We start from the raw sequence: 16,960 nt of genomic DNA on the forward strand, positions 1-16,960 counted from the left end.
CTCTCACTCCGATGCGCGCCTAAAAGCCGCTCGACGAGAAGCTTTTCGGCGCCGGCGCGATAACGCGGTTCTCGCCGCCATCCCTCACCTCGTAGACCGCCAGGCCACGCTGGCTGCGCCCATCCGGGAGGAAGCGGAAGATGCCGTCGACGCCCAGGAAGCCATCGGAGTTGGTCAGCACCTCGTTGGTGAAGGCGCCAGCACCGCGCGCCCGCACCAGACCGGCCGCAAGGCTGGCAGCGTCGTAGGCAAGAGACGACGTGCGCGGCGGGGCCGATCCAAACTTGCGGCGATATTTGGTGGAGAAGGTCTCGAACCCGCGGCGCGGCGGCGACGGATACCAGCTTCCCGCCAGCGCGCTCGACTGCAGCACATTGGCATTGTCCCATTGGCCGCTGCCGAGCAGCTTGGCGCTGCCGAGCCCGTTATTGGACAATGCCGTGGCAAGGATGCCCGGATCCTGACCGCCGTTCGGGACGAAGATCGCGTTGACCTGCGCTCCCTTGGCCGCAACCGCCTGCGCCTTGGCCGCCATATCGTCGGCGTTGTTGGTGGTGTAGCGCTCGACCGCAACGACCTGACCGCGTTCACGCGACACCGCTTCGCGGAATGCCGCTTCCATGACGAGACCATAACCATTGTCGGGAACGAGCGCGGCAAGCGCCTTACGGCCCTGGCCGACCGAATAGGAGATGATGCGGTCGGCATCCTGACGCGGCAGGAAGCTCAAGAGGTAAACGCCGCGCCGCGCGACCGACGCGTCGGTGGAGAAGGCGATGATCGGCACGCCCGCCTGGCGCGCCGGCGTGGAGGCGCCCGCGACCGCCGGCGAGAACACCGGCCCGAGGATCAGCTTTGCGCCTTCGCCGAGCGCGGCCTGGGCAGCATCGCGCGCGCCGGTCTCCGTGCCGCCGGTGTCGCGCACCAGAATGCGCACATCGGCATTGGGGAAATCGTCCATGGCCAGCGATGCGGCATTGCGGAAAGCTGTGGCGAGCCCCGCCGCTTCTCCGCCCGCCGACAACGGCAGCAGCAGCGCGACCGGAACCGATCCCGATCCCAGGACCTCGCTGTTCGATGTCGGCGTCGGCTCAGGCTCCGGCCCCGTCGGCGTATAAGGACCGGAGGGTCCCGAGACGCAGGCCGCAAGCACGCCCGTCAAACCGAAGACGGCGACGGCGCGCGAGATCTTGTTGACGATGCGGGACCGGAACGTGGACATGGCGGATGGATCCCTCTTCCGAACCTTGCGCGGGCCCCAAACCCGGCGCAGGGTTCGTACCAGCGCTTTTTCTCAACAAACACTGGCGATTTGCGTTCCGCAAGTGCAACCCTGCAACGGTTTGGCATCACCTTATGAGCGACGCGCAACGAGACCCGGCCTTTTGGATCGAAACCAACCGCTTCGCCGCACCGGCGCTCGCGCCCGGCCTCTATGTGGTCGCCACCCCGATCGGCCATCTCGACGACATCACCCTGCGGGCCCTGAAAACGCTCGCCGCCGCCGATCTCGTGTGCTGCGAGGACACCCGCGTCACCCGCGTGCTGCTCGACCGCTACCAGATCCGCGTTCCGCTTTCCGCCTATCACGAGCACAACGCGACCAAGCAGCGCCCTAAGATCCTGGAGCGACTGGCAGCCGGCGAGGCGATCGCGCTGGTCTCGGATGCCGGCACCCCGCTGGTCTCCGACCCCGGCTTTCGGCTCGTGGAGGAAGCTGCCGCGGCCGGACACGCGGTGTTTCCCATTCCCGGCGCCTCGGCGTTGACGGCCTCGCTGACGGCGGCCGGATTGCCCACCGACACGGTCGTATTTCTCGGTTTCCTACCGCAAAAGGGCGGCCCGCGCCGGCGACGAATCGAGACCTTCGCGCGGCTTCCGGCCAGTCTCGTGCTTTACGAATCGCCGAATCGGCTTGGCCAGACGCTCGCCGATCTCACCGAGATCTGCGGCACGGATCGCCCTGCGTCGGTCTGTCGCGAGCTCACCAAGAAATTCGAGACCGTCACCCGCGGCACGCTCGGCGCCCTTAGCCAGGCCTTTCCGGTGAAGGGCGCCGTGAAGGGCGAGATCGCGATCGTGGTCGGCCCTCCGGCGGACGAGGCGGCGAGCGCCGACGACGCCGAGGCATTGCTGTCCGCTGCCCTTGAGCGGTTGCCCGCCGGCAAGGCCGCGGCCGAGGTGGCCCGCATCACCGGGCGCGATCGGCGCGAATTGTTTCAGATGGCGCTGACGCTGAAAGCCGATGCCCCAGCGGAGGACGATGCGTCGTGAGCGCGCCGGCACCGGCGCGGCGGCGCGCCTATCGCTGGGGGCTTGGCGCGGAATCGCGCGCAGCGGCCGCCCTCTCCCTAAAGGCCTACCGCATCCTTGGGCGACGCGTGCGGACAGGCGCCGGCGAGATCGATCTGGTCGCAAAGCGTGGCAGGACGATTGCGATCGTGGAGGTCAAAGCGCGGGCGACCGAGGCCGCGGCTTTGGAAGCCGTCGGATCGCGGTCTCAGACCCGGATCGTTCGAGCCGCCGCCGTCTGGCTCGCACAGAACCCGCGCTACGGCGACCATACCATCCGGTTCGATATCATCGCCGTGATGCCCGGCCGCTGGCCGGTGCACGTCGTCAACGCATTCGAGGCTTAAAACCCCGGATGGACAAAGGGCGAGATCGTCAGGCGGCACCGACCGGGTCGCCGCGCTCCCACTCCGCCCGGATCGCCGCAGCCTCCTCGGCAAAGCCACCGGCCTCGATCGCCGCGCGCAAGCGCCGCATCAGCGCTTGATAGTAGGCGATGTTGTTCCAGGTCAGCAGGATCGCGCCCAGCGTTTCGCCGGCACGGATCAGATGATGGAGGTAGGCGCGGCTGTAGCTGCGCGAGACCTCCGTCGGCCCTTCCGGATCGAGCGGCGCGATCTCTTCGGCATGGCGGGCATTCTTGAGGTTCAGCTTTCCGAAGCGGGTGTAGGCAACGCCGTGACGGCCGGCGCGGGTGGGCATCACGCAGTCGAACATGTCGACCCCGCGCTCCACCGATCCGATCAGGTCGTCCGGCGTTCCAACCCCCATCAGATAGCGCGGCTTATGGGTCGGCAGACAGGCGGTCACCGCCGCCGTCATCTCGAACATGACCTCCTGCGGCTCGCCTACGGCAAGCCCGCCGATCGAATAGCCTTCGAATGGCATCGCAGCCAAAGCATTGGCCGATTCGGCGCGCAGTGCATGGTCGTCGCCGCCCTGGACGATGCCAAACAGGCCCTGCCCCTTTTCCGGGCCGCCGCGCCGTTCGAACTCGGAGCGCGAGCGCTCGGCCCAGTCGAGGCTCAACCGCATACCGCGAGCGATCTCCTCGCGCGAAGCCGGCAGCCGCACGCACTCATCGAGCTGCATCTGGATGTCGGAGCCCAGAAGCCCCTGGATCTCCACCGAGCGCTCCGGCGTCAGCCGGTGCATGGAGCCATCGATATGGCTTTTGAAGGTCACGCCGTCGTTGTCGAGCTTGCGCAACGCAGCTAGCGACATGACCTGAAAGCCGCCGGAATCCGTCAAGATCGTGTGCGGCCAGTTCATGAACCGATGCAAGCCGCCGAGCCGGTCGATCCGCTCTGCGCCGGGCCGCAGCATCAGATGGTAGACATTGCCCAGCACCACGTCGGCGCCGGTTTCGCGCACATGCTCCGGCAGCATGGTCTTGACCGTCGCCTGGGTGCCCACGGGCATGAAGGCCGGGGTCTCCACCAGCCCGTGCGGGGTTTGGATCCGCCCGCGCCGTGCCGTCCCGTCGCCGGCAAGAAGCTCGAACGAGAAGCGCTGGGTCACGGGGCGGTCTCCGGGAAAAGCAGACTCGCATCGCCGTAGGAGTAGAACCGATAGCCGCTTTCGATCGCATGTTGATAGGCGGCGCGCATGGTGGCGAGACCGGAAAAGGCAGAGACCAGCATGAACAAGGTCGATTTCGGCAGGTGAAAGTTGGTCATCAGGAGATCGACGGCGCGGAAGCGATAGCCGGGCCGGATGAAGATCGCGGTCTCATCGGCGAAAGGATGCAATTGGCCGCTTTCGTCTGCCGCCGATTCCAGAAGACGCAGGCTGGTCGTGCCCACCGAAACGATCCGCCCGCCAGCCGCCCGAGCGACATTCAGACGTGCAGCCGTCTCGGCGCTCACCACACCGAATTCCGCGTGCATCGGGTGGGCGTCGAGATCCTCGTGCTTCACCGGCAGGAAAGTGCCCGGCCCGACATGAAGGGTCACATATGCGGTGCCGATGCCGCGATCGCGCAAACGATCCATCAGGTTCGGGGTGAAGTGGAGCCCGGCGGTGGGGGCTGCCACCGACCCCGGCTCGCGAGCATAGACGGTCTGATAGTCGTCCTTGTCGGAGACGTCGTCCGATCGCCGGCGCGCGATATAGGGCGGCAGCGGCACATGGCCCACCGTACCCAGACGCTCGACAAGGTCAGCTTCAGGTGCCTCAAATGAGAGCGTCGCCTCGCCCCCTTCAAGCTCGCTAACAGTCGCCGTCAAAGCGCCTTCGCTCGACGCGACCGGATCGGCGGAAAACCGGACCACCTCACCCTCGCGAAGGCGTTTGGCCGGGCGCACGAACGCGCGCCAACGCGCTCCGCCGAGATCCTTATGCAGCGTCGCGGAGATTTGAGCCTCGGCGTCACCGCGCGTGCGCATGCCGAAAAGCTGCGCCGGAATCACCTTGGTGTCGTTGAAGACGAGAATGTCGCCCGGTGCCAGCAGCTCCGGCAAGTCCCGGGCGATGCGGTCCTCAAGCACCGGATTGCCGCCCGGGCGAACGACGAGCATTCGCGCCGCATCGCGCGGACGCGCCGGACGAAGCGCGATCCGCTCCTGCGGCAGATCGAAATCGAAATCGGAAAGCGTGAGCCGATCCTGGTCGTTCTTACCGGCTTCGGCACCTTTGCACATGTCCCAGAGAATCCGTGCCTTAGCGGTCTTAACGACACACTCCGCTCATTCCCGCGAAAGCGGGAATCCATAGGGCGGTTCGATGGAGTGCGGACCAGAAGGTCCGGTTCAACGCAAACGGGCCCGGCTACGGAACGTGTCATCCCAGACGCATTCTCTGCGCGCCTCCGCATGCTCACCATGGATTTCCGCTTTCGCGGGAATGAGCGGAGATTGGAGCAGGTCCGGGAGATCACATTTCCCGAACCTGCAGATCAATCGGGCTAGAGCATTTCCAGGCCAAGTGGAAACCGGTTTCCGTCCGGAAACGCGTCAAAACAAAGGGCTAGAGCCCCAAGCCCTTACGCCGCGTCGGCGGCGATCCAAGCCTTCTCGATGCGGTCCGGATCGACGACGGGTTCGCCCCGCTTGATCTGGTCGACGGCATCCATACCCTCGGTCACCTGGCCCCAGACCGTGTACTGGCGGTCGAGGAAGGGATGGCGGTCAAAACAGATGAAGAACTGGCTGTCGCCGGAGTTCGGATCCTGGGTGCGGGCCATGGAGACGGTGCCGCGCTCGTGCGGTGCCTCGTTGAACTCCTGCGCCAGCTTCTTGCCGGACCCGCCAGTACCGGTACCGCGGGGGCAGCCGGTTTGGGCCATGAAGCCCTCGATCACGCGGTGGAAGACAATGCCGTCATAGAAGCCGTCGCGCACCAGCTCCTTGATGCGCGCGACGTGGTTCGGCGCCAGATCGGGCTTCAGCTCGATCGTTACGCGGCCGCGGGAGGTGTCGAGCACCAGGGTGTTCTCAGGATCAGTGGCCACGTCGGACTCTCCTTTTTTGTGTGTCAGCACGCCGCGCCGAACGCGACGGTTGGATCAGTTCTTGTCGGCGGCGATGTAGGCGTCAACGATGCGGTCCGGATTGGACACCCGTCCATTGGCGCTCTTGGAGCCCTTCTTGATCGAGTCGACGACGTCCATGCCGTCGATGACCTCGCCGAACACGGTGTACTGGCCGTCGAGGCTCGGCACCCGATTGAACATGATGAAGAACTGCGAGTTGGCGCTGTCCGGGCTCTGGGCCCGCGCCATGCCGACTGTGCCGCGCTCGTAGGGCGTGTCGGTGAACTCCGCTTTCAAGTCCGGATAGTCGGAGCCGCCGGCGCCGGTGCCCGTCGGATCGCCGGTCTGAGCCATGAAACCCTCGATCACGCGGTGGAACACCACGTCGTCGTAGAAGCCCTCACGGGCCAGCGTCTTGATGCGCTCCACGTGGGCCGGCGCAAGATCGGGCCGAAGGGCGATCTCGACCGTACCCTTGTTGGTTTCCAGAACCAGGATGTTTTCCGGATTGGTGTTCGACTGGGCAGCGGCCGGCAAGGCGAACACGAGCGCCATGGCGGCGACGGCGAGAAGGCGGCGAAGCATGAAAGACCTCTCGATAGGAGCCGTGAGAGAGAAGGTTAAGGCCGTGTCTTTTCGGCAAGGCGCCGGGCAACGTCGGCGGGAACGAAATCGGCCGTCCGACCACCCATTTTCGCGATCTGGCGCACAAGCGTGGCCGTGATGTGACGAACTTCGGGCGAGGCGGGCAGGAACACGGTCTGCACCTCCGGGCGAAGGGTCCGGTTCATGCCAGCCATCTGCATCTCGTAATCAAGATCGGTGCCGTCCCGCAGCCCGCGGATCAAAAGGCTCGCACCGTGATCGGCGGCCGCGTCGATCACCAGATTGTCGAACGAAACGACCTCGAGACGGTGCTGTTCATCGGCCGGCAGCAGAGTGCGCGCCACGTCGCGCAGCATGTCCACCCGCTCCTCGAACGAGAACATTGGCGCCTTGCCGGGATGCACTCCGATCGCGACCACGACGCGGTCGGCAATGCCGAGTGCGTGGGAAAGAACGTCCAGGTGGCCGTTGGTCACCGGGTCGAACGACCCCGGATAGAGCGCGATGCGCGTGGCGTCCGCCATTCAAAATTCCTAGAGGCTGTTATGGACTCGGAACAGAAGCTGCGTTGGGAAAGGATCGGACAAAAGGAGAAAGGCGATCCGAACACCCTTCCGTATTTGGGAGCCTTTCGGTGCGTTGGCCGACATGGCTCTAGCTGCCGCACCAAGGGATCGCAACCCTTCTCTCCCCGCGATACCGGCCTCTTCCGGGAACCGCTTCGCCTCGGGAGCGTTTTCCTGGTCAGAGGAGAATAGCCATGATGCATCATCGGACGCTTTCGAATCCGGTCTTTCGTACCCCGATCTTCGATGGTTCCGGCCTGCGCGAAATTCTTGCGCGCCAGACCTCGAAATTCCGCAATCCGTCATTGTGTGATGCCGGTCACTCGCGCGAAGCCGCATCGATCCCATCTTCAGTTCATCGAGGCAACGGAGCTCTCGGAGACGGGACCAAGGGGCCAGCGAAGATGACCAAGCATCGTATCACCACACGTTTTCTGGCAGCCTCCGGCGCCATGCTGTTCACGGCGATCGCTGTTTCTGCAGGCGTGACGTCGGGTGGGTTTCAGTCCACCGCCAAGGAAGACCGCTTCCAATCGGTTTCGCAGGAGCTGTGCGCCGGCCAATCCTGGCCGAACATTTCGCCGGCCTGCGTGAGCTGGAAATCGGGAACGCCAGCCACGCGCAAGGTCCGGTTCGTAACTGAAGTGTCGAACGATCGGGCCAACGCGACGACGACTCTGAACCGGGTTCCAGCGGCACAGCAGGTCGCGAGCGCGCAGTAGTAGACCTTCGCGGCCGGACGCATAGGCCGCAAGACGATTTCGCCCGAAAGGGCACCACCCTCCAAGCTCGACTTTCGTCGCGACGGTTCGCCCCCCCCACCGTCAGGCGAAACGCCCCGCAGCGACCTACGCTGCGGGGCATTTCTTTTTTAATGCTGGGCGAAAAACGCGATTATCGGTTTTTCGCTGTGACCGTCGATGCCGGCGAACAACGAGAACCCGGACGGTCTTACTCCTCGGACGGCCCCTCGGCGGGACCATCTTCGGTCCCATCGCTCTCACCATCCTCGTAGTCTTCGGCCTCTTCCTCGCTGACCCGCTCCACGGAGACCACCTTCTCGCCTTCGGCGGTCGAGAAGACGATCACGCCCTGGGTGTTGCGCCCGGCCAGCCGAATGCCGTCGACCGGGCAGCGGATGAGCTGGCCGCCGTTGGTCACCAGCATGATCTGATCGGAATCCTCCACCGGGAAGGTCGCGACCAGCTCGCCGTTGCGCTCGTTGACGGTCATGGCGACGATGCCTTTGCCGCCACGGCCCGTCACCCGATACTCGTAGGCGGAAGTGCGCTTGCCGAAGCCGTTCTCCGAAATTGCCAGGATCACCTGCTCGGCTGCGCCGAGCTCGGCATAGCGCTCCGCGCCCAGCTCGACGTCGCCGGTCTCTTCCATCTCGACGTCGCCGTTCGTCTCGCCCTCGCCCGCCACCGCGCGGCGCATCTTGAGATAGGCGGAGCGTTCGGCCGGCGAGGCCTCCACGTGACGCAGGATCGACATGGAGATGACCTGGTCGCTGTTTCCGAGCGAGATGCCGCGCACACCGGTTGAGGAACGGCCGGCGAAAACGCGAACGTCCGTCACCGGGAAGCGAATCGCCTGGCCGTGCGCCGTGGTCAGCAGCACGTCGTCGTCCGGCGAACAGATCTGGACGCCGACGATGCTGTCGCCCTCGTCGAGCTTCATGGCGATCTTGCCGGCCCGGTTCACCTGCACGAAGTCGGACAACTTGTTGCGGCGGACCGTGCCCTTGGAGGTGGCGAACATCACGTCGAGTTCGCCCCAGCTCTCCTCGTCCTCCGTGAGCGGCAGGATCGACGAGATGCCCTCACCCTGCTCAAGCGGCAGGATGTTGATCAGCGCCTTGCCGCGCGCCTGCGGCGCGGCGAGCGGCAGCCGCCAGACCTTCTGCTTGTAGACGATGCCGCGCGAGGAGAAGAACAGCACCGGCGTGTGGGTGTTGGCCACGAACAGCCGGGCGACGAAATCCGCCTCGCGGGTCGACATGCCGGACCTGCCCTTGCCGCCGCGACGCTGCGCGCGGTAGGTGGCGAGCGGCACGCGCTTGACGTAGCCGGCGTGGCTGACGGTGACGACCATGTCCTCACGCTGGATCAGGTCCTCGTCTTCGAGGTCCGCCCCGCCTTCCAGGATCTCGGTGCGCCGCGGTGTGGCGAACTCTTCCTTCACCGCGGTCAGCTCGTCCTTGATGATTTCCAGGACGCGGATGCGCGAGCGCAGGATCTCAAGATAATCCTTGATCTCCTCGGCGAGCTTGTTGAGCTCCTCGCCGATCTCGTCGCGTCCCAGCGCCGTCAGCCGCTGCAGGCGGAGGTCCAGGATCGCCCGCGCCTGCTCTTCCGACAGCCGGCAGGTGCCGTCCTCGGCAACCGCATGGCGCGGATCGTCGATCAGCCGCACCAACGGGATCATGTCGCGCGCCGGCCAGTCGCGGTTCATCAGCTCTCTGCGGGCGGTCGCGGGATCCGGCGAGGTGCGGATCAAATGGATCACCTCGTCGATATTGGCAACGGCGATCGCCAGACCGACCAGCACGTGTGCACGGTCGCGCGCCTTGTTGAGCAGGAACTTGGTGCGCCGGGTGACGACCTCCTCGCGGAAGCCGATGAAGGCCGTAAGCAGGTCGCGAAGCTGCATCAACTCCGGCCGGCCGTAGTTGAGCGCCACCATGTTGGCGCCGAACGTCGTCTGCAGCGGCGAGAAGCGATAGAGCTGGTTCAGCACGACGTCGGCGACGGCGTCGCGCTTCAGTTCGACCACCACTCGCAGGCCGTCGCGATCGGATTCGTCGCGCAGATCCGAAATGCCCTCGACGCGCTTTTCGCGCACCAGCTCGGCGATCTTCTCCACCATCGAGGCCTTGTTGACCTGATAGGGGATCTCCTTGATCACCAGCGCCTCGCGGTCCTTGCCGGCCGTCTCGATCTCGACCTTGCCGCGCATCACGATCGAACCGCGCCCGGTCTGATAGGCCGAGCGAATGCCGGAGCGGCCGAGAATGCTGCCGCCGGTCGGGAAGTCCGGCCCCGGCACGATCTCCCACAGCGCCTCAGCCGTGAGCGTCGGATCGTCGATCAGCGCGATGACCGCGTCGATCACCTCGCCCAGATTGTGCGGCGGCACGTTGGTCGCCATGCCGACGGCGATGCCACCGGCGCCATTGACCAACAGGTTTGGGAAGCGCGCCGGCAGCACCACCGGTTCGCGCTCGGAATTGTCGTAGTTGTCCTGGAAGTCAACGGTCTGCTTGTCGATGTCATCCAGAAGCGCCGTCGCGACTTTCTCCTGGCGGACCTCGGTGTAACGCATCGCGGCGGGCGGATCGCCATCGACGGAGCCGAAGTTACCCTGGCCATCGACCAGCGGCAGCCGCATGGAGAAATCCTGCGCCATGCGCACTAACGCGTCGTAGATCGCCTGGTCGCCATGGGGGTGATATTTACCCATGACGTCGCCGACGACGCGCGAGGACTTCTTATAGGGCTTGTTCCAGTCGTAGCCGTTCTCGTGCATCGTGTAGAGAATACGCCGATGCACCGGCTTCAGCCCGTCGCGGACGTCCGGCAGGGCGCGGCTCACGATCACGCTCATGGCGTAGTCGAGATAGGACCGCTCCATCTCGTCGGTGATCGAGACGCCGCGAATGCCCTTCGGCTCGTCGCCCGGCGGCGGAACTTGCTCGTCGCTCACGGAAAATACGCTCTCATGGTTGGTCGATTCCGATGTCTATAGACGATTCCCACCAGTCGAGCCAATTTCGGCGTGCCGAGGCGTTGGGAAAACGGTCAATGAAATCAACCGGATAGATGCAAGGTTCTCTGGACCGCAAATTCGGCAGGGGAAAGGCGGCCGCTTTCCTGTCAAATGGGTGTCGCACGCGGCCGTTCCAATGGTGCGTTTCAGCCGCCGAGACAGTTTGAATTGCGCTCCCCGATTGACCGAATAGAGAGGCCATCCAGCGCATGATCGACTATCTCACCCATGCCCTGACGACGCTGTTCGTCACCATCGATCCGATCGGTCTCGCCCCAATATTTCTGGGTTTGACGCCGGGATGGTCGCGGGCAGCCAGGCGCGCGGTCGCCTTCCGGAGCTGCCTGGTCGCATTCGCGATCCTTCTGGTGCTGTCGCTGGTGGGCAATCCGCTGCTCTCCTTCCTGGGTATCTCGCTGGCCGCCTTCCGCGTCGCCGGCGGCCTGCTTCTATTCTGGATCGCCGCGGAAATGGTGTTCGCCAAGCGAACCGAGCGGAAAGCGAACATCGCCCAGAGCGCCGCCCACGAAGGCGCCCCGGACGAAGACCACGACATCGCGATCTTCCCGCTTGCGATCCCGCTAATCGCCGGCCCTGGCGCGATCTCCGCCGTGATCCTGTTGTCCGACCAAGCACCGTCGACGATCGCGTTCGGCGGAATGATCGCCTCGTTCGCGCTGGTGCTTGGCGGGACGCTTTTGATCTTTCTGGGCGCGCAAAGGGTCGATCACGTTCTAGGCGACACCGGACGCGCGGTGCTGACCCGCCTGCTCGGCGTCATCCTTGCCGCGCTGGCCGTCCAATTCGTCGCCGACGGCGTGATCGCGCTCGCCAAGACGGCATAGGGCATGGCCACACCGGCTGAAAGTCGAATCTTCGATTTCGAACAAATAATGAAGACGTATTACTTCCCCGGCGACTGCATCGTGACCAGATGGGCACATGCGCGGGGACGTTCTTCACTACGACGACATTTCGAACACCGGACTCTTCAGCGCCGATAACGGCAACCGTTATGCCTCATCTTCCCCCGACCTGCGAGACGAGGTACTCGTCTCGAAGGACAAGGGTCGATTTCACCCCCGCCGGCGGCCGTTGCCCTCAAATCTCCCTCGCACCAGCAGTGCGGTGGCGTCGTCGGACACCTTGAAGCGCGGATAGCGCCGGCACGAAGGGTCTTCGCCGTGCTCTACCATCCGCAGCTCCTCACCCAGCGCGGCCAGTCCGCGTGACGTTGCGGCTTCCAGCGCGGCCTCCGGCGAATAACGGCCGTAGTCCTCAAACAGCGCCGCGAAGCCGTCGGTGGCCAGAAGTGCGGTCTGGGAAGCGGCCAGATCGAGCCGATGCGTCCGGGCGTGGTCGACCACCTCGGGGTCAAGGCCGAAGATCCAGTAGCCCTCGGGCGTGTTGTGCCGGTCGCGCCCCTCACGCATGCGCCGGCGCACCTCAGGATGGTCGAGAGTCGCACCGTGATCGTGCATCTGCTTTGCCGCCGCCTGCTCCACCTCCCGGCCCGGCCGGCCGAGCCCGACCGATCCGAACCGCCCCTCGCCTCCGCGGGCGATGAGAAGGCAGTCACCGAGCTCGATTGCCTCGATCCCGTCCGGATCGAACCGCGCGATCAGGATTGCCGCGGTGGGGCGCTGATGTCGTGCCTCGGGCGGGCGCACGACGGCCTCGTCGAAGCGTTGCGCCAGCAGATCGATCGTCTCCGCCAGAAGGGATCGAAGGTCGTCGGTCCCCGCTCCAATGCGCTCCGCCAGGATCTCACTGGCGGTTGCCGACAGCCAGGCCGCGTCGCTCGGCCCCTCCAGGCATTCGAACGCGCCGACCCCGGTCGCACCGTCGATCACCCAGGCGAAGTTGCCGGCGGTACCGAACGCGTCCTCGTTCGCCCGCGCCGGATTGCCCGGCAGCGAGCAGTGATCCAAGAGCGTCAGTGAGACCATTGCCGGCCCGCCTTCGCGTCCCGGCCCACAAAATGGGCCGACGACCTGAACTCGTTGCCGAACGCGCTTACACCGTCAGGCAAAGGGCGTTCGACGTTGAGACCGGGCAGAGATCAGAACGGGATCTCGTCGTCGAGGTCGCGGCCATAGCCACCACCCCCGCCGCCGCCGGTGTCCATCGGGCCGGATTGGCCGAAGCCGCCCGATCCGCCGGAACCGCCGCCATAGGAGCCACCGCCCCCACCCCCGCCGTAGGAGCCGCCGCCACCGCCGCCTTCGTTGCGGCCGTCGAGCATGGTGAGCGAGGAATTGAAGCCCTGCAGCACCACCTCGGTGGTGTAGCGCTTCTGGCCCGACTGGTCCTCCCACTCCCGGGTCTGGAGCTGGCCTTCCAGATAGACCTTCGAACCTTTGCGCAGATACTGCTCGGCAATCCGGCAGAGGCCCTCGTTGAAGATCACCACCCGGTGCCACTCGGTGCGCTCACGCCGCTCACCGGAGTTCTTGTCGCGCCAGCTCTCCGAGGTCGCGACCCGAAGGTTCGCGACCGGCCGACCGTCCTGGGTGCGGCGGATCTCCGGATCGGCCCCGAGATTGCCGACCAGGATCACCTTGTTGACGCTGCCGGCCATATTCGCCTCCTAAAATTCGCCGTTGCTGTCGGCGCAGCCCTCCGGCGCGCCATCAAAGTCGCGGCGACGATAACGGCCCGGCGCGCGCGGACCAATCGCCGAGCCCGACGTTCCACGTCTTTTCGCGATGTTTTTTCCGGCCCGTGCCCCAACCCCGATGGTCTCTTCGGCCGGAAATCTGGAACATTCCAGGAACATATTACATTGACGCGTGCCCCTGGCAACCTCTGAGAGACGACCTATCTGTGAGCATGGTCGCTCGCGGCACCTCGCTCCGCCGTGGGCTTGCCAATCCGCAACCTCCGGAACATAGATAGAACATACACGAGTCGGATCGAACCGTGCGCAAGCCGGCGCGGCGTTTGCAGGCCCGCCCTCTTCGGCGCTACACGGAGTGACGACCGACATTGCCGTCCTTCGCAAGACCGGACCAGACCGCCTCATGCACAAGACGATCGCCATCAAGGGCGCCCGCGAGCACAATCTGAAGAACGTGGATCTGGAGATCCCGCGGGATGCGCTGGTGGTCTTCACCGGCCTGTCCGGGTCCGGCAAGTCGTCGCTCGCCTTCGACACGATCTACGCGGAAGGCCAGCGGCGCTATGTCGAAAGCCTGTCGGCCTATGCCCGACAATTCTTGGAGATGATGCAGAAGCCGGATGTCGACCAGATCGACGGACTGTCTCCGGCGATTTCGATCGAGCAGAAAACCACCTCCAAGAACCCGCGTTCGACCGTCGGCACCGTCACCGAGATCTACGACTATATGCGGCTCTTGTGGGCGCGCGTAGGCATTCCTTATTCGCCTGCGACCGGACTGCCGATCGAGAGCCAGACCGTCAGCCAGATGGTCGATCGGGTGCTGGAGCTGCCGGAGAAGACCCGGCTCTATTTGCTCGCGCCGATCGTGCGTGGCCGCAAAGGCGAGTACCGCAAGGAGCTTGCCGAACTGCAGAAGAAGGGCTTCCAACGCGTCAAGATCGACGGCGCCTTCCACGAGATCGGCGAGGCGCCGGCGCTGGACAAGAAGCTGAAGCACGACATCGACGTGGTGGTCGACCGGGTGGTGGTGCGCGAGGATATAGCGACCCGGCTCGCCGACTCGCTGGAGACCGCGCTGCGGCTTGCCGACGGCATCGCGGTAGCGGAATTCGCCGACGAGACCGAGGCCGACGGCAGCCCGCGCCGGGTCGTGTTTTCGGAGAAGTTCGCCTGCCCCGTGTCGGGCTTTACGATTCCCGAGATCGAGCCGCGCCTGTTTTCCTTCAACAATCCCGCTGGCGCCTGTCCGAGCTGCGACGGGCTCGGCACGATGCTGAGCTTCGAAGCCGACCTGGTGGTGCCGGACGAGACGCTGTCGCTACGCGCCGGCGCGGTCCTGCCGTGGGCGCGCACCGGCAACACCTCGCCCTACTACACCCAGACGCTGGAGGCGCTGGCGAAACATTTCGATGGCTCGATGACCGAGCCCTGGCGTGACCTTCCCGAGGCCCTGCGCGACGCCATCCTCTACGGCACCAACGAGAAAGTGACCTTCGTCTACGACGACGGGCTTCGGAGCTACCAGACCAAGAAGAGCTTCGAAGGCGTGGTCAACAACATCGAGCGGCGCTGGCGCGAGACCGATTCCGACTGGGTGCGCGAGGAGCTGTCGCGCTACCAATCCGACAAGCCGTGCGACGCCTGCGGCGGTTACCGGCTGAAGCCGGAAGCGCTGGCCGTGAAGATCGCCGGGCGCCATATCGGCGAAGGCTCGGCCCAGTCGATCCGCGACGCCCACGCCTGGTTCGGCGAGCTGGACCAGCACCTGACCGACAAGCAGAACGAGATCGCCAGCCGGATCCTGAAAGAGATCCGCGAGCGACTGCGTTTCCTGGTGGACGTCGGGCTCGACTATCTGCAGCTTTCGCGCAATTCCGGCACGCTGTCCGGCGGCGAAAGCCAGCGCATCCGGCTCGCCTCGCAGATCGGCTCGGGTCTCACCGGCGTGCTCTACGTGCTGGACGAGCCCTCCATCGGGCTGCATCAGCGCGACAACGCCCGGCTTCTGGAAACGCTGAAGCGGCTGCGCGATCTCGGCAACACGGTGATCGTGGTCGAGCACGACGAGGACGCGATCCTCGCCGCCGACCATGTGGTGGACGTGGGGCCGGGCGCCGGCGTCCATGGCGGCCGCGTAGTCTCCCAGGGTACGCCGGAGGAGATCATCGCCGACCCGGCCTCGCTCACCGGACAGTATCTCTCCGGCGTGCGCGAGGTCGCGGTCCCGGCGGAGCGGCGCAAGGCGACCAAGGGCCGGCGCATCAAGCTCACCGGTGCGCGCGGCAACAACCTGAAGAACGTCTCGATCGAGCTGCCGCTCGGCACCTTCACCGCCGTCACCGGCGTCTCTGGCGGCGGCAAGTCGACGCTTCTGCTCGATACCTTCTACAAGGCCGTGGCGCGGCGGCTGAATGGCGCCCGCGACGTGCCCGCCCCCTACGATTCGATCGAGGGGCTGGAGCTGATCGACAAGATTATCGACATTGACCAGTCTCCGATCGGCCGCACCCCACGCTCCAATCCGGCGACCTACACCGGTGCCTTCACCCCGATCCGGGAGTGGTTCGCCGGCCTGCCGGAGGCGAAGGCGCGCGGCTATGGTCCGGGTCGCTTCTCCTTCAACGTCAAAGGCGGGCGCTGCGAGGCCTGCCAGGGCGACGGCGTCATCAAGATCGAGATGCACTTCCTGCCCGACGTCTACGTCACCTGCGATGTCTGCGAGGGCAAGCGCTACAACCGCGAGACGCTGGAGGTCACCTTCAAGGAGAAGTCGATCTCCGACATCCTGGAGATGACGGTGGAAGAAGGCTGCGGCTTCTTCGAGGCCGTGCCCCAGGTGCGCGACAAGCTGGAGACGCTGAAGCAGGTCGGCCTCGGCTACATCAAGATCGGCCAGCAGGCGACCACGCTTTCGGGTGGCGAGGCCCAGCGCGTCAAGCTGGCCAAAGAGCTTTCCAAACGCGCCACCGGGCGCACGCTCTACATCTTGGACGAGCCCACCACCGGACTGCACTTCCACGACGTCGCCAAGCTTCTGGAGGTGCTGCACCGGCTGGTGGAGACCGGCAATACGGTGGTCGTGATCGAACACAATCTGGAGGTCATCAAGACCGCTGATTGGGTGATCGATCTGGGACCCGAAGGCGGCGACGGTGGTGGCCGAATTGTGGCGATGGGCCGGCCGGAGGACATTGCCGCCAACGAGGAGAGTCACACCGGCCAGTTCTTGGCGGAATTGCTCGCCCGCCGGCCAAAAGCGAAGACGGCGAGCGCCGCCGAATAGAGAGATTTGACGACATGCGGAGGCACAGCCTCCGCAAGAAAATATTTCAAAACAGAAACTTAGATCCTATTCGGTGCTCACGACGGGCGGCCGCGATGCAGTCCGCGCCGCCAGCGCAGAGAGGAGCCCCGCCACGGCGGAAGGTTTCGGCGGCCAACGCCCGGCCCGGCTTTACTTGTCAAATTGCGACGAAATCGTGTCGAACCTTGCGTCGTAAGGTCTGCGCGAAATGCATGCATCGCAGAACTGACATGCTTTTTTATCTGATTACAGAAGAAGCAAACTAGCCCATATAAGCGTCAGTCGATGGTCACGGACCAAGCAGCCGGGACCATTTCGATGCCAGT

General features: G+C 65.1%; 14 protein-coding genes. 5 read left to right on the forward strand and 9 right to left on the reverse strand.

All coding sequences use genetic code 11. The features are described 5' to 3' along the window. Positions 1 to 19 precede the first annotated feature (19 nt). Positions 20 to 1,222, reverse strand: a complete 1,203-nt coding sequence (locus HNS03_RS14400; RefSeq protein ID WP_367196199.1) for a penicillin-binding protein activator — start codon at positions 1,220 to 1,222, stop codon at positions 20 to 22. Positions 1,223 to 1,356: 134 nt separating this feature from the next. Here HNS03_RS14400 and rsmI point away from each other — a divergent pair, with 134 nt between their 5' ends. Then, on the forward strand, positions 1,357 to 2,274 hold the full coding sequence (gene rsmI, locus HNS03_RS14405; protein ID WP_367196200.1) for a 16S rRNA (cytidine(1402)-2'-O)-methyltransferase: 918 nt from the start codon (positions 1,357 to 1,359) through the stop codon (positions 2,272 to 2,274). Continuing rightward, positions 2,271 to 2,639, forward strand: coding sequence for a YraN family protein (locus HNS03_RS14410; protein ID WP_367196201.1), 369 nt, complete (start codon positions 2,271 to 2,273; stop codon positions 2,637 to 2,639). Before rsmI ends, HNS03_RS14410 begins: the two co-directional genes overlap by 4 nt. A 28-nt stretch (positions 2,640 to 2,667) precedes the next feature. Here the strand turns inward: HNS03_RS14410 and tgt are convergent, their stop codons facing one another. From tgt to coaD, 5 genes are all read right to left on the reverse strand, one after another. After that, on the reverse strand, positions 2,668 to 3,813 hold the full coding sequence (gene tgt, locus HNS03_RS14415) for a tRNA guanosine(34) transglycosylase Tgt (RefSeq protein ID WP_367196202.1): 1,146 nt from the start codon (positions 3,811 to 3,813) through the stop codon (positions 2,668 to 2,670). After that, positions 3,810 to 4,934, reverse strand: coding sequence for a tRNA preQ1(34) S-adenosylmethionine ribosyltransferase-isomerase QueA (gene queA / locus HNS03_RS14420; RefSeq protein ID WP_367196203.1), 1,125 nt, complete (start codon positions 4,932 to 4,934; stop codon positions 3,810 to 3,812). Before queA ends, tgt begins: the two co-directional genes overlap by 4 nt. A 341-nt stretch (positions 4,935 to 5,275) precedes the next feature. Next, the gene (locus HNS03_RS14425; RefSeq protein WP_367196204.1) at positions 5,276 to 5,743 is read right to left on the reverse strand and encodes a peptidylprolyl isomerase; all 468 of its coding nucleotides are present in this window, start codon (positions 5,741 to 5,743) and stop codon (positions 5,276 to 5,278) included. 54 nt (positions 5,744 to 5,797) lie between these two features. Beyond that, complete coding sequence (locus HNS03_RS14430; protein ID WP_367196205.1) at positions 5,798 to 6,349, reverse strand: peptidylprolyl isomerase; 552 nt, start codon at positions 6,347 to 6,349, stop codon at positions 5,798 to 5,800. A 35-nt stretch (positions 6,350 to 6,384) separates the two neighbouring features. After that, on the reverse strand, positions 6,385 to 6,894 hold the full coding sequence (coaD, locus tag HNS03_RS14435; RefSeq protein WP_367196206.1) for a pantetheine-phosphate adenylyltransferase: 510 nt from the start codon (positions 6,892 to 6,894) through the stop codon (positions 6,385 to 6,387). A gap of 236 nt (positions 6,895 to 7,130) precedes the next feature. Between coaD and HNS03_RS14440 the strand changes: the two genes are divergently transcribed. Next, positions 7,131 to 7,658 (forward strand): hypothetical protein, encoded by a 528-nt coding sequence (locus HNS03_RS14440; protein ID WP_367196207.1) that lies wholly within the window; start codon positions 7,131 to 7,133, stop codon positions 7,656 to 7,658. A gap of 229 nt (positions 7,659 to 7,887) precedes the next feature. On the opposite strand, the gene gyrA is transcribed toward HNS03_RS14440, so the two are convergent. Further along, positions 7,888 to 10,644 (reverse strand): DNA gyrase subunit A, encoded by a 2,757-nt coding sequence (gene gyrA / locus HNS03_RS14445; RefSeq protein WP_367196208.1) that lies wholly within the window; start codon positions 10,642 to 10,644, stop codon positions 7,888 to 7,890. Between the two features lie 272 nt (positions 10,645 to 10,916). On the opposite strand from gyrA, the gene HNS03_RS14450 reads away from it, so the two are divergent. Further along, positions 10,917 to 11,552 (forward strand): MarC family protein, encoded by a 636-nt coding sequence (locus HNS03_RS14450; RefSeq protein ID WP_367196209.1) that lies wholly within the window; start codon positions 10,917 to 10,919, stop codon positions 11,550 to 11,552. A 231-nt stretch (positions 11,553 to 11,783) separates the two neighbouring features. On the opposite strand, the gene HNS03_RS14455 is transcribed toward HNS03_RS14450, so the two are convergent. Both HNS03_RS14455 and HNS03_RS14460 read right to left on the reverse strand, forming a co-directional pair. Further along, positions 11,784 to 12,656 carry a protein phosphatase 2C domain-containing protein gene (locus tag HNS03_RS14455; protein WP_367196210.1) on the reverse strand — a complete coding sequence of 291 codons (873 nt, stop codon included), beginning with the start codon at positions 12,654 to 12,656 and terminating at the stop codon, positions 11,784 to 11,786. 113 nt (positions 12,657 to 12,769) lie between these two features. Beyond that, positions 12,770 to 13,288: a single-stranded DNA-binding protein gene (locus tag HNS03_RS14460; protein ID WP_367196211.1), complete on the reverse strand. Its 519-nt coding sequence runs from the start codon at positions 13,286 to 13,288 to the stop codon at positions 12,770 to 12,772. 442 nt (positions 13,289 to 13,730) lie between these two features. Between HNS03_RS14460 and uvrA the strand changes: the two genes are divergently transcribed. Continuing rightward, positions 13,731 to 16,613, forward strand: a complete 2,883-nt coding sequence (gene uvrA, locus HNS03_RS14465) for an excinuclease ABC subunit UvrA (protein ID WP_367196250.1) — start codon at positions 13,731 to 13,733, stop codon at positions 16,611 to 16,613. Positions 16,614 to 16,960 lie beyond the last annotated feature (347 nt).

The sequence above is a fragment of the Amorphus sp. 3PC139-8 genome, assembly GCF_040750475.1.
Taxonomy (GTDB): domain Bacteria; phylum Pseudomonadota; class Alphaproteobacteria; order Rhizobiales; family Amorphaceae; genus Amorphus.